This window comes from Nocardia sp. NPDC019395, assembly GCF_040632335.1.
Lineage (GTDB): Bacteria > Actinomycetota > Actinomycetes > Mycobacteriales > Mycobacteriaceae > Nocardia.
In genome coordinates this window covers 179,322-191,716 of record NZ_JBEYBT010000001.1, presented here as the reverse complement: position 1 = coordinate 191,716, position 12,395 = coordinate 179,322, and the positions used below count along the sequence as shown (strand labels likewise).

The window sequence follows — 12,395 nt, the reverse complement described above, 5'->3', positions numbered from 1 at the left end:
GTCGTTCACCCTGCCAATGCTTTAGGTATGGTCGCGTGCTCGGGCAGGATCACCCCGCAGCCGAGCGATGCCGCGAAAGCCGCCGACTGATACCGATAGCAGCGGCGGATCTTCAACCGGGCCTGTGTGGACAGGTCGCGGGTAATGGCTTCGATACGCGGCAGATCACCGCGCAGTGGTTCGGTGATGGTGACCAGCGCACCGAACCGGGTGACACCGTGCCCGCGGGCCTGCTCCTCGCGGGCCTGCTGGGTCGCGCCGACCCGCAGGGTCGCCGACGCCGAGACCACACCGCGTTCGCTCTGCTGCGCGACCAGGGCGTTCTTGAAATCGTCGTCCACGATTTCCGCGGCATCGGCCGCCGAATGCGGCCGGTAGACGATGGCGACCCGCTTCCGCGGCACCTCCGGATTGGGCGCGAGGAGACGCTGCAGTACCCGCTCGTCCACCGCGCCCTCCGGGGCGGTGTCCATCTCCCAGGTGACCGACCGGCCACCATCGTGCAGGAGGGAGTCCCACTTCTCATCGTGCGAGACCGGTCCCGCGTCCGCCCAGTCCAGGCCGTGTCCTTCCGGTTCGCCCGCGGCGACCTCGAGATCGGCCTGTGACGCCGGATCGTAACTGCGCCGGATGAACCCGATGACCTCGTCGGCCGACATCGGCTGGGCCCGGACCCCGGCCTCGGCGAGCGCGGCGCAGATACCGGGTAGCCGGCGGCCGATCTCGACCGCTTCCTCGGCCGGATTCTTCCGCCGTTCGGCAGTGGTGGCCTTGAAGGTGATCGCGACCCGGGGCAGCAATTGCACCCGTTCCTGGGGTAGTTCGGTGGCCAGTTCGTACATCACCTGCTGGGCGAGGTCGGGGGCCTCCGGCCGGGTGATCGTGGAAACCTCGGTGAGCAGCCGGTTCCCGGTTTCCGGAACCGTATCGATCACCGGGACGACGGCGACGATATCGCTGGTCTGGCCGACCGACGCCAGGAAGGTGCCCCAGGCCGAGACCCAGCGGTCGATAACCGGCTGGTCCACCGCTTCGTGACCCTGCGGCCACGCCCGCAACACCACCGTGTACTGGGCGAATTGCGGCAGATGGATCATCCCGAAGCTGTAGCCGCCGGCATCGATACCCTCGTAGAGCTTCGAGGGGGCGAGCAGCCCCGGAAGCCGGGTGAAACCACCCGGCACCCGGGAGAATCGACCGCCGCGGTACACATGCTCACCGCGGCCGCGCGAACGCATCCAATGGAACATCATCAATCCCGTCTCGTAGCCGGAGCGACCCCCACGCCGCATGACAAGGGGCGCCATGATCACCACACCGGCCCCGCCCACGGCGGCACCCCACTGGAAACCGCCGACCATGGCGACGACCAGCGCGGTGATCACCACGACGAAGCCGAGCACGGTCTCTTCCCACCGCAGGCCGAAAAGGCCGGCGCTGCGCGGTTTCTGCCACAACCCGTAGGAGCGGCGTTCGTAGGTTTCGGTGCTGGTCATCGCGGGATGGTGCTCCTACCGAGGTCGGGGGAACGGTTGGTCCAGCGGTCGCCCGCGACATCGCCCATGGCCTGGTCGGCGCGGGTCATTCCGGAGGTCGCGGACCGGGCGGCGCCGATTCCGCTGGCCACGCGGTTAGCACCGGACGGTACACCGCCGCCCCGTGGCGCTTCACCCGACCGCTGCGCCGCCGGTGCCGGAGCTCCGCCGCCTCCGCCGCGTGGGGGTGGCGTCGGGCGCGGGGCACCGCGACCACCGGCACCGCCGCCGGGTGGTGGCGGCGGACCCGCTGAGCCGCCGACGTATCCGGCCCGACCCGGCGCGGCCGCGCCCTTCGCGCCCACTGCCTTGGTACCCATGGCGCCGAGGCCCGCCGCCGCGAGCAGCGTGCCGCCCGTCGCGGTCAGACCCGAACCGCCGCTGCCCACGATCGCGACCGCCGGTGTCACCAGCCGCATCAGGGCCGGCAGGACGAATGCCACACTGCACAGAAGCACAATGGCGACCAGCATGCGCTGGGCTTCTTCGATATCCGGCAGACCACCGGCCGGTGTCAGCTCGTCGACATGGCCCGCGGTGGTGAACGCGATCATGTACACGATCGCGGCCACCGGTTTCCACAACATGAACGCGATGATCCAGCCGACCAGCTTCTGATAGGACTGTTTACCCGTACTCATCCCCGAGGCCGCGGCGGCCAGCGGTAGCACTCCGGCCGCGATGACCAGCAATCCTTGCCGCACGATCGCGAGCACGATCTGGGCGAGTGCCCCGAGCAAACCGACGATGGCGATGATGAGCACGAGACCTGGCGAGAAGGCCTGTAGTTTACTGGTTTTCACCATGAGCTCGGCCAGGTTGCGGGCATTGCCGTCGGTGGAATCCTGGATTATCCACTCGGCGAACCGGTCCGAGGCCTGGGTTCCCGCGACGATCACCGCGCCGAGCATCCAGGAACTGAACACCACTCTGGTGAACATCCGGAATGATTCGGCCGCCTCGTCCATGGCGGCCCCGCGTCTGGCCTCGGCCAGACGTAGACCGGTAATGATGATCGAGGCGATGAGCAGGAGTATCTGCACCTGATAGGTGTAGTCGTTGATCTTGGTAAAGAGCGTGCCCGAATCGCTGGCGACCTCGTTGGGCACCTTCATCCAGAAGGTCAGCGCCATGATGATGGCCTCGCCCAGACCGTTCATCAGCGAATCGACCACCTTGCCGAAGGTCGAATCCCAGGCCTTGTCCTTCACGGCCGTCGCGGCCTCGCCGGGATGGGCTCCCGCATTACCCGCCTTACATACCGCCGAGGCGGCATCACCGAGCGAGATTCCCGGAATACCCAGGTCGTCGAGCGTGTCGTGTATCTGGTTGCAGGTCTCGTCCCAGCCGTAGGGCTCACTGTTGGCCACGGCCGGGGTTGTGACCATCACGGTGAAGATCACCGCGAAGATGGTGACAAACCGTCTGGCCAGCGAGACCCGCCGGGAAGTGGCGGGCGCCGGTTGCCGGGAGCCGGGTTCGCTGTCTTCGCGCAGTTGTTGAGCTTCCACTTTCCGTCCCAACATCGGAATCACCATCGAGTCCACCCCTCCAGCGATTCGACATACTCGGTCTGTGTGTTCGGCGAGGTGGTCGGCTTCAACCGCCAATCACCCGCGTCCCACACCATGATCAGCCGCATGGTCACCCATACCGGTTTCCCGTCCAGCGCCGGAGCGCGCAGCGCCAGCCGGATGATCGCCATATCGTCGGCATAGTCGTCGATCTTGAAGGCATCAGAAGCGACCAGATACCGGGTCACCGATTCGGGCTGCTGTTCGGGCAGCAGTTCCGATTCCAGCGCCTTGTCGTAGGCCGCGATCTGCTGTGCCGATACGCGCACCTGCCGCACGTACAGATCGCGGTGCGCGGGCCGGGCGTTGAGCCGGTAGGTGATCTGGGCCGCGGCCAGCGCGGCACCCTGCGGGGTATGCGAATACCCCACTGCCAGACCATCTTCGATCCGTTGCGGACCATCGGAGGTCGAGAACGGTACGGACGCCCCGTACACCCGCTGCCAGCCACGCGGCGTGGTGGTGCCCGCCGGCGCCGCCGTGAGCCAATCCGGATCGGCCGGATTGCGCTGTGGCGACGGATCCTGCGGTAGGACCTGGCCCGCCGGATTGTTCGGGATATCGACTCTGCGGTTGAACACATCCAGATCCGGATCGGCGAAACCCTCACCCACCGCCGCCGCGGGCGCCGGCCCGGCTACGGGCTCGTCTTCTTGCCCGGACCACATGACAACGCCCACCACTACGATCAGTGCCAGTACCGCCGCGGACGCCACGACACCGAAGGAGACGCGGTCACGCTGATGGGTCTCCTTCCCGCTCACTTCGGTGCCTCCACTTTCACTGTGTCACCGGGTAGTTCATCGATCGGCTCGATGGGCCGGGTGGTCGAGCCCGGATCGGGCAGACGTAACCTCCAATCCTGCGCGAACCATTCGACGGCCGTATGGTTGACCGCTCTCGAACTGTCCGAGTACTCGCTGTACACATCCACGACCGCCCGCTGATCCGTGTATTCGGTGATCCGGTACCCGAGCAGGCGCGGCGCGTAGACCGGATCCGCGGGCCCGCTGATGGACAACTGCACCCGGTTCACCGCCCATTCGTCCTTCGCCGGACCCGGAACCACTTCCCGGGCGGCGATATTCGACCATTGACTGTCATCGGCCACCGACAGTCGCACGGCGTGCACCATCGCCGCAACCCCGGCGCCCGGCGGGGACTGGTCGAAACCTGTTGCCGCACCGTCCGTTTCCGACTTCGGACCCTGATCGGCTTGCGGCAGCGGTACGCCTTGGAAAGGCACCCAGCGTACCGTCGTCGGTGGTGCGGACAGATCCGGCGGCGCCGCCGCGTCGCCGTCCCCGCAACCGGCAGCGCCGGCCAGCAGTACCGCCGACAGCAGTCCGGCGGCGGCGCGGAACGCACCGAACCGATGCGCGGCCGGTGTTTCGGTCGAATTCATCCGTGGGTAGTTCCCCTCGCCTCGCCCCGGCTCATCCGGGCAGGAACGCCAGGGCGATACCGGAGGCAGTGCTGGCGACAGCCGCGCCGAGCAAACTCATGAGCACCCCGTGCGAGGCATCGTTCATCGCCAGATCGCCTTTGAAGGTGAGCCACAATTTGCCCGCCGAGACGATCAACCACGCCAGGCATCCCATGAGTACGAACCACAACAGCCAGTTCAGCAGTTGCATCAGCGGTTCCAGCACCTCGGCCGGCATCTGCTTATAAGCCAGAACACCGGCCGCCCCGACCAGATCCATCCCTACCTCACGTTCCGATGACGGAGTTCATGATGGTGCCGGCACTCGTGGCCACCACCCCGCCGATCATCGCCCCGGCCACCATCTTCGGTGATTCCAGGCCGCCACCGGTCCACTTCTCCCAGGCGAATTTGCCGCCCGCGTAGATGATGCCGCAGATACCGGACAGCAACACGAACCAGGTCAGATAGCTGACCAGGTCCAGAATCTTGTCCGAACCGGGCGGCGCTTCCGGGGTCGGATTGCCCACCTGCGCCAGTACGACGGTGTCGTAGGCCTGTTGAACCGCAAGAGTTACGGTGCTCATCGGGTGCCTTTCTCGATAGCTGAGGTGCAAACTCGGGTCCACGCGAGCGCGGGGATCGTAGGACGGGAAACGTGCTCGACGACGGTCACGGCATCACTCCTCCACGAATCTCGATCGGCCCCGGGAGGGGGCGGCCTCCGATTCTTCCAGTGCGGCACGGGCGGCCGCGACGATCTCCGAACCGAGTTCCCGGATATCCAGCGGAACTTCGTCGAGCGGATCGATCCGGCGCCGGCGCTGCGCGGTGACCGCCACCCCCGGCGTCCACACCGGCAGTTTCTCCGGCTCGACCAGCGTCCACTCCTCATACCACGGCACCTGCCACACCTGCCCGGCCAGCGAGGCGACGACATCACGGTAGCGGCGGATCTCCGGCGCCATCCGGCCCGGACGCGCCGCCACGGTCACCAGGCCGAGCACCTCGCTGGGTCCGGCGAGACCGGCGTGGTGCTGGCGCAGCAGATCATGGGCGCTGGTCAGCCCGGCGATGGTTTCCCGGGCCACCAGGACGACGAAGGGCGATTCGCGTTCGAAAACGCCCGGCCAGCGCCGGCCCGAATCCGCCGCGGGCGCCAGGATATGCGCGAGAGTGCTGGCTCCGGCGCCGCCGTGCACCCCCAGCAGCCACACCAGCGGGGCGCGCCCGGCACCCGGGACCGGGCGGTCCCACATCTCGGCGCGGCGCGATTCCGGCGGGGGCACCACTCCGGCTGCGGCGTTACGTTCTGGTCGACGAGGAAGATTCATAGCAACAGACATGATGCCTCCCCCGAATGGAGCATGCGGTCAGCGGAGGCCGGAGCGAAGGCGGAGGTATCGCAACATGATGCCTCCCCTGATTGCTGCATGCGGTCAGCGGAGGCCGCAGCGAAGGCGGAGGTATCGCAACATGATGCCTCCCCTGATTGCCGCATGCGGTCAGCGGAGGCCGCAGCGAAGGCGGAGGTATCGCAGTACCGCATCATGACGCCACCCCGGCGAGTAGCCGCTCGTAGGTCAGCCGGGTCTCATCGGCCAGCGCGATATGACGGACCAGTTCACCACGGGCCAGATGTGGGTCGTAGGGCACCTCGACGATATCGCGGACCCAGCCGGACAGATGCTCCCGCAGATGATCCGCGACCCGCGAATCGACTCCCGGCTGCTGATGGGAGACCACGATCGTGGTGTCCCCGACGATTCCGCCGCCCATCGGCTCGGACTGGTCACCGTATTCGTCGTCCAGCCACTCCAGGGTCACCCGCAGCCGGTTCGCGGCATCACTGCGCGCCGGAATAGACAGCACCAGGGCCACATCCGCGTCGTCCAGCAGCGGCCGGAGTTGCCGGCCGGCGATCGGGCTGCCACCGTCGAAGATTCCGATGTAACCCGCCTGGTCCACCGCACGGGCGACGGTCAGATAACTGGCCCGGCGGCGCAGCGGCGCGGCATCGCGCCACAGCAGGCCGATCCCGGAAGTGGCCCGCGACATACAGTCCTTCAGCGGCGCCGGTTCGTCGTCGCCGCGGCCGTACAGCCACTGCTGCAGGTTGATCGGGTGCAGATGTTCGTCGGCACCGCGCAAGGCGATATCGCCGCCGGCGGGTGTGGCGTCCACGGCGACCGTCGCCGTTCCGGCGAGTCCGAGTTCACCGGCCAGGCCCAGCGCGGTTGTGGTGGTTCCGGCGCCGCCGCAGCCACCGACCACCAGGATCGGCCGGGCGTCCCCGGGCGCACGGTCGCGGCTACCGCCACGCAACCGCACCACCGATGCCTTCCCGGTCCCGTCCGCCTCGTCCGCCCCCTCGGAATCCGGTGCGGTATCGAGCCAGCGGCTCCAATCCTCTCCCATCCTGCACTCTCCTCTACCCGGCCGTTATACCCGTGATGAGGGTGCGGCCGCCGATCACCGCGGTGGTGACGGTCTGCCGGTTGTAGGTAGCCGGTTCGCCACCTGGCCGGTACTCGGTGACCACGACGGAATACTGCCCGTCGGCCACGGTCACGATGCGCACGCAGTGTCCTGTCCCGGGTTCGACGCTGTCGATACCCGCTTGGATGACCTCGGCGGCGGATACCGGGGCGCCGGGCGCCACCACCGCGTGGGCGGCGGCACCGGAACGTTCCACGTAATAGGCATATTGGAAACGCAGGATCGCGGCCGGCCCGGAATCCGTTCCGCCCGGGCCGGCACCGCGCACCGTCGCACCGTCTTGTTCGTCCGGGCAGTGCGCAGGCGTGGGTGCCGCACCCACGCTGCCGGAGGTGAAGCGCAATCCGGCACCGTCATCGGGGCCGGCGGCCCGTGGCGCACCCGGCGCCAGCAGATAGACAACCACCGCGGCGGCTATGGCCAGTACTGCCACGGCGGCGATCAGCACACCGAATGTGCGGCGCCGGCGGGCGTTACCGTCGGCGGCGGTATCACGGGGCCGGCCGGGAGTGCGGCCGATCCGCACGGGTTCGGCGAGTTCGTCCTCGTCGGGCCACGGCAGGCGGAGCAGGTCACCGTCGCGTTCACCGGCCGGATCGTCCACCCAGTCGGACCAGCCGCCGGTGAATTCGCTGCGCCGGCCGGACAGCTCGGCGGGCGCCGGATCCGGCGCGGCGGTCGCGCTACCGGCCTCGGCGATATAGTCGGGATACCTGGCGGGACCCGCGGCGTAGGTTTCCGCGGAGATCTCCGGTTCGAACGTGCCGGTCGACCCGTCCGGGGCACCGCTGTCCCCCTCGGGTTCGAGCGGTTCATACCATCGATCGAGTTTTTTGTAGGACTTCAACATTCCCCCATTCCCGTGGCGCCGGGCGCGTGATATCGCATCATCGGTCCCTCTCGGCGATCAGTTCACGGAGAACGAGTAGTTTTCGGTTGTCGGGGGCATATCGGACCGGTCGGCCGACGGCCGATCCTGTGAGGCACCGTCGGCTCCTGTCCCGAATGGGAATTGTCCCGTACCGGAGGGAGCGGGCGCAGGCGACGCGCCGGGCTCGGCCCCGAAGAATCCACCCGGGGGCGGTGACCCGGCTCCGGGGGCGCTACCGACCGGCGGTGCCGCCTCCTCGGACACCGGCGCGTTACCGCTGCCATAGGTATTCGCGAGATCTCGTGCCGCGGCGCCGAACCAATCCGCGATGAATTTGGTGGGCGCCTCACCGGTGGCCGATATGGCCGCGTTGCCATAGGCCTGGTGCCGCTGAATGGTATCCCAGTACCGCACCCACGTCGTCGTATCGAGAAGTGCGTGGTTGTCCTGGATATTGTCGACAACGGCGTTGAAAGCCTGACTCACCAGCCGGATACCGGTGGTCGGCGGAACGAGCTGCGGAATCGCGCCCAGCAGCTTGACTCCCAGCATGAGCAGGGCCGCGGGCGGATTCGCCAGACCGGCGGTGGCGAGTTCGGCGATCGCCGTGGGGTTCAGCACCGTTCGCACCACCGTGACCACCGCGTTCAGCCCGATCATGCCGACCTTCAGCAGCGCCCGCATGGCACCCGGAATATCCAGCGGGGTACGCGGATCGGCGGCGTCGGCCAGCCGCTCGGAAATCGATTTCTTCGGCGATATGTTCAGGTTGGCCAGCGAGGTGCCCGAAACATCCTCGTTGACCACCTTGGTCGCCGTTTTGATCGAGGTGAAGGCGAGCGCCTGCGCCACCGAGGCGAGCGAGGCGATGGGATCACCGCCGCTGAGCTTGGCCTGCCCCACGACACCGGCCACCGCCTTCAGGATCGGTGCGCCCTCGGGCACATCGCAGGCGAGATCGCCCGCGGCGCAGAAGCTGGCCACCCGGCCGGTGAGCGCGCCGAAGTCCTCGGCGGCATCCCGATTCGGGGCGATCCCACCACCGGTGGCGGGCGCCTGGGGCAGCGCGGCGATAGTGGCGGTCTGTCCGCCGTCGGTGCCGGGCACCGGATCCGGGTTCGCTTTCCCCGGGGCGCCGGGGAACAGCGGGGCGCCCGGCGTTCTGGTGGGGTCGCCGATCAGGGCGACGGCCGCGATCTTGTCCTCGGGCAGGGGCCCCTGCCCCTGCCCCACTTCCTGCGCGAACACCGAAGCGACGTGGGCGCCCTGGGAATACCCGACGATGGCGAACCTGGTTTCGGGGCAGCGCTGCGCCACCGCGGTTGCCATGGTGCGCAACCGGATCAGGCCACCGCTCACCGAATCCGAGTACGGTGTCGCGTTACCGCCGTCGATCCCACCGAAACTGGACTCGTAGGGCACGTACGCGCGCTGCACGAGACCCTCTTCGGGTATCGCGGCCATAAGTGGCCGGAAGACCGTGGACAGCATGCCGGTATCGGTGGTGGGCGCGGCGTCCGGCGACGATTCGCCGGTGCCCTGGACTCCGAGCGCGTACAGTGCCGGGCACGCGGTGACCGATACCCCGGACGAGGGACCCCCCGGATTCGGCGGTTGAGCGTATGCGGGGGCGGTGAGAGTACCCGCCGACACGGTCGCCACAGCGACGGTGAGTGCGATCAGCATCCCCGAGAAACTTCTGCATCCAGCCATAGCGACCCGCAATCACTCATACCGCAGTTACCGAGCGCGACGAAACGCAGTAAACGGTAACAGATTCCGGCTATGACTGCTCGGGCGGCGAAGAGTTTAGGCGAACCGCCAGGGCGACCCGTATACGACACGGCGCGTCGCGGCCCGAATGTTACAAATCTTCCGGAGTTTCCGAGACGGCCGCCGAGGCCCCTGAACTCAGCGAAGGCAGATGCCCGCTCAGGCGGCGGAGGTCACCCGGTAGACGTCGTAGACGCCCTCGACGTTGCGGACAACATTCAGCAAGTGGCCCAGATGTTTCGGATCACCCATCTCGAAGGTGAACTTGCTGATGGCCACCCGGTCGCCGTGGGTGGCTACCGACGCGGACAGGATATTGACCTTCTCATCGGCCAGGACCTTGGTGACATCCGATAGCAGCCGGGCGCGATCCAGCGCCTCGATCTGGATCGCCACCAGGAATATCGAATGCGGCGACGGCGCCCATTCCACCTCGATGATCCGTTCCGACTGCGCCTGCAGCGAATCGGCGTTGGTGCAATCCACCCGGTGGACACTCACCGCACCACCGCGGGTGACGAATCCCAGGATCTCGTCCCCCGGAACCGGGGTGCAGCATTTCGCCAGTTTCGCCACGGTGCCCTCGGCACCGGGGATCAGCACACCGGCGTCACCGCTGAGCCGCTGCCGCGACGGAGTGGTGGACGGCGTGGAGCGTTCGGCGAGTTCGTTCTCCACATCGCCGATACCGCCCAGCTGCGCCATGAGCCGCTGGACCACATGATGCGCGGAGACCTGGTGCTCACCCACCGCGGTGTAGAGCATGGAGATATCGCTGTAGTGCAGTTCGTGCGCGACAGCGTTCATCGCGTCGACGTTCATCAACCGCTGCAGCGGCAGCCCGACGCGCTTGACCTCCTTGTTGATCTGCTCCTTGCCGTTCTCCAGCGCCTCTTCCCGGCGTTCCTTGGCGAACCACTGCCGGATCTTGGCCTTCGCCCGCGGGGAGACCACGAAACCCTGCCAGTCGCGACTGGGTCCGGCATTGGGCGCCTTGGAGGTGAAAACCTCGACGACCTCACCGTTCTCCAGCTGCCGCTCCAGGGCGACCAACCGGCCGTTCACCCGGGCACCGATACATTTGTGCCCGACCTCGGTATGCACCGCGTACGCGAAATCGACCGGCGTCGACTTCTGCGGCAGCGTGATCACATCCCCCTTCGGGGTGAAGACGAAGATCTCCGGGGCCTTGAGGTCGAACCGCAGCGATTCCAGGAATTCGGCCGGGTCCGCGGCCTCCCGCTGCCAGTCCAGCAGCTGCCGCATCCACGCCATATCGTCGACCTCGGCGGAGTCACCGGAGTGGCGGCCCTTGGTCTCCTTGTAGCGCCAGTGCGCGGCGATACCGAACTCGGCGGTGCGGTGCATATCGTGGGTACGGATCTGCACCTCGAGCGGTTTGCCGTCCGGGCCCACCACGGTGGTGTGCAGCGACTGGTACACCCCGTACCGGGGCTGCGCGATGTAATCCTTGAACCGGCCGGCCATCGGCTGCCACAGCGAGTGCACCACGCCGACGGCGGCGTAGCAGTCGCGGACCTCGTCGCAGAGGATGCGGATACCCACCAGATCGTGGATATCGTCGAAGTCCTTACCCTTGACGATCATCTTCTGATAGATCGACCAGTAGTGCTTGGGCCGGCCCTCCACAGTCGCGGGGATCCGGGAGGCAGCCAGGGTGTTGACGATCTCCGCTCGAACTTTGGCCAGGTAAGTGTCACGTGACGGTGCCCGGTCGGCGACCAAACGAACGATCTCGTCGTATTTCTTGGGATGCAGGATCGCGAACGCGAGATCCTCGAGCTCCCATTTGACGGTGGCCATACCCAGCCGGTGCGCCAGCGGTGCGATCACCTCCAGGGTTTCGCGGGCCTTCTTGGCCTGTTTCTCCGGCGGCAGGAACCGCATGGTCCGCATATTGTGCAGCCGGTCGGCCACCTTGATCACCAGTACGCGCGGGTCACGGGCCATCGCGATGATCATCTTGCGGATGGTCTCGGCCTCCGCGGCCGCACCCAGATTCACCTTGTCGAGCTTGGTGACACCGTCGACCAGATGGGCGACCTCGGGCCCGAATTCGGCGGTCAGCTGCTCCAGCGTGTATCCGGTGTCCTCGACGGTGTCGTGCAGCAGGGCCGCCACCAGGGTGGTGGTATCCATCCCCAGCTCGGCGAGGATATTCGCGACCGCCAGCGGATGGGTGATGTAGGGGTCGCCGGATTTGCGGAACTGGGTGGCATGACGTTCGTCGGCAACATCGAAGGCCCGCTGCAACTGGGTCAGGTTCGCCTTCGGATACAGCTCGCGGTGCACCGTGGCCAAGGGTTCGAGCACCGGCTTCACCGCGGGAATCCCGCGCTGACCGGTCATCCGCCGGGCCAGCCGCGCCCGTACCCGCCGGGAGGCCGAAGTGGGTACCGCACCCGAGGTACGGGGCTCCGGATCGGTGCCACCCGACCGCGTACCCGCTGGGGAGGCGGAGGTCCCGGCACCGTTGGACTGCGATCCCGATGTCTTCTCGACATTCGCCTCGCCCAGATGCTGAGTCATGCCACCACCTCTCCGTGCCGCGGCGGAACACCGCAACGCTTCAGAACACCAACTTTAGACCCCACAGCAGTGCGGGAAACCCCACAGCAACACCATCGACACCTATCGATACGCAGGTGCACCCGGTACAACACCGTATTCGACCTCCACCTTCCCGCTGCGGGCGG

At 67.2% G+C, this 12,395-nt stretch carries 11 protein-coding genes; all 11 read right to left on the bottom strand.

Going from position 1 to position 12,395, the window contains the following annotated elements:
* Positions 1–5 precede the first annotated feature (5 nt).
* Complete coding sequence (locus ABZ827_RS00915; protein ID WP_357230878.1) at positions 6–1,496, bottom strand: SCO6880 family protein; 1,491 nt, start codon at positions 1,494–1,496, stop codon at positions 6–8.
* Positions 1,493–3,061, bottom strand: coding sequence for a hypothetical protein (locus tag ABZ827_RS00910; RefSeq protein WP_357230875.1), 1,569 nt, complete (start codon positions 3,059–3,061; stop codon positions 1,493–1,495). Before ABZ827_RS00910 ends, ABZ827_RS00915 begins: the two co-directional genes overlap by 4 nt.
* A gap of 5 nt (positions 3,062–3,066) precedes the next feature.
* On the bottom strand, positions 3,067–3,873 hold the full coding sequence (locus tag ABZ827_RS00905) for a hypothetical protein (protein ID WP_357230872.1): 807 nt from the start codon (positions 3,871–3,873) through the stop codon (positions 3,067–3,069).
* Entirely contained in the window at positions 3,870–4,514 is a 645-nt protein-coding gene (locus ABZ827_RS00900; RefSeq protein ID WP_357230869.1) for a hypothetical protein, read from the bottom strand. The genes ABZ827_RS00905 and ABZ827_RS00900 overlap by 4 nt, the downstream gene beginning before the upstream one ends.
* A 31-nt stretch (positions 4,515–4,545) precedes the next feature.
* The gene (locus ABZ827_RS00895) at positions 4,546–4,815 is read right to left on the bottom strand and encodes a hypothetical protein (protein WP_033241575.1); all 270 of its coding nucleotides are present in this window, start codon (positions 4,813–4,815) and stop codon (positions 4,546–4,548) included.
* A gap of 7 nt (positions 4,816–4,822) precedes the next feature.
* Entirely contained in the window at positions 4,823–5,122 is a 300-nt protein-coding gene (locus tag ABZ827_RS00890) for a hypothetical protein (protein WP_357230865.1), read from the bottom strand.
* Positions 5,123–5,215: 93 nt separating this feature from the next.
* Positions 5,216–5,881, bottom strand: coding sequence for a DUF6668 family protein (locus ABZ827_RS00885; protein WP_357230862.1), 666 nt, complete (start codon positions 5,879–5,881; stop codon positions 5,216–5,218).
* 202 nt (positions 5,882–6,083) lie between these two features.
* Positions 6,084–6,953 (bottom strand): hypothetical protein, encoded by an 870-nt coding sequence (locus ABZ827_RS00880; RefSeq protein WP_357230859.1) that lies wholly within the window; start codon positions 6,951–6,953, stop codon positions 6,084–6,086.
* 13 nt (positions 6,954–6,966) lie between these two features.
* A complete protein-coding gene (locus tag ABZ827_RS00875; RefSeq protein WP_357230856.1) occupies positions 6,967–7,884 on the bottom strand; it encodes a hypothetical protein in 918 nt (305 codons plus the stop codon).
* A gap of 57 nt (positions 7,885–7,941) precedes the next feature.
* Positions 7,942–9,591, bottom strand: a complete 1,650-nt coding sequence (locus tag ABZ827_RS00870) for a cutinase family protein (RefSeq protein WP_357230853.1) — start codon at positions 9,589–9,591, stop codon at positions 7,942–7,944.
* A 246-nt stretch (positions 9,592–9,837) separates the two neighbouring features.
* Positions 9,838–12,228 (bottom strand): RelA/SpoT family protein, encoded by a 2,391-nt coding sequence (locus ABZ827_RS00865; protein WP_357230851.1) that lies wholly within the window; start codon positions 12,226–12,228, stop codon positions 9,838–9,840.
* Between the last annotated feature and the right edge of the window lie 167 nt (positions 12,229–12,395).

What these genes read in the sequence shown, in the direction of transcription:
- ABZ827_RS00880 (WP_357230859.1), bottom strand. Translation starts at nt 6,953, where the DNA reads ATGGGAGAGGATTGGAGCCGCTGGCTCGATACCGCACCGGATTCCGAG.
- ABZ827_RS00890 (WP_357230865.1), bottom strand. Translation starts at nt 5,122, where the DNA reads ATGAGCACCGTAACTCTTGCGGTTCAACAGGCCTACGACACCGTCGTA.
- ABZ827_RS00870 (WP_357230853.1), bottom strand. Translation starts at nt 9,591, where the DNA reads ATGCTGATCGCACTCACCGTCGCTGTGGCGACCGTGTCGGCGGGTACT.
- ABZ827_RS00865 (WP_357230851.1), bottom strand. Translation starts at nt 12,228, where the DNA reads ATGACTCAGCATCTGGGCGAGGCGAATGTCGAGAAGACATCGGGATCG.
- ABZ827_RS00910 (WP_357230875.1), bottom strand. Translation starts at nt 3,061, where the DNA reads ATGTTGGGACGGAAAGTGGAAGCTCAACAACTGCGCGAAGACAGCGAA.
- ABZ827_RS00875 (WP_357230856.1), bottom strand. Translation starts at nt 7,884, where the DNA reads ATGTTGAAGTCCTACAAAAAACTCGATCGATGGTATGAACCGCTCGAA.
- ABZ827_RS00900 (WP_357230869.1), bottom strand. Translation starts at nt 4,514, where the DNA reads ATGAATTCGACCGAAACACCGGCCGCGCATCGGTTCGGTGCGTTCCGC.
- ABZ827_RS00915 (WP_357230878.1), bottom strand. Translation starts at nt 1,496, where the DNA reads ATGACCAGCACCGAAACCTACGAACGCCGCTCCTACGGGTTGTGGCAG.
- ABZ827_RS00895 (WP_033241575.1), bottom strand. Translation starts at nt 4,815, where the DNA reads ATGGATCTGGTCGGGGCGGCCGGTGTTCTGGCTTATAAGCAGATGCCG.
- ABZ827_RS00885 (WP_357230862.1), bottom strand. Translation starts at nt 5,881, where the DNA reads ATGTCTGTTGCTATGAATCTTCCTCGTCGACCAGAACGTAACGCCGCA.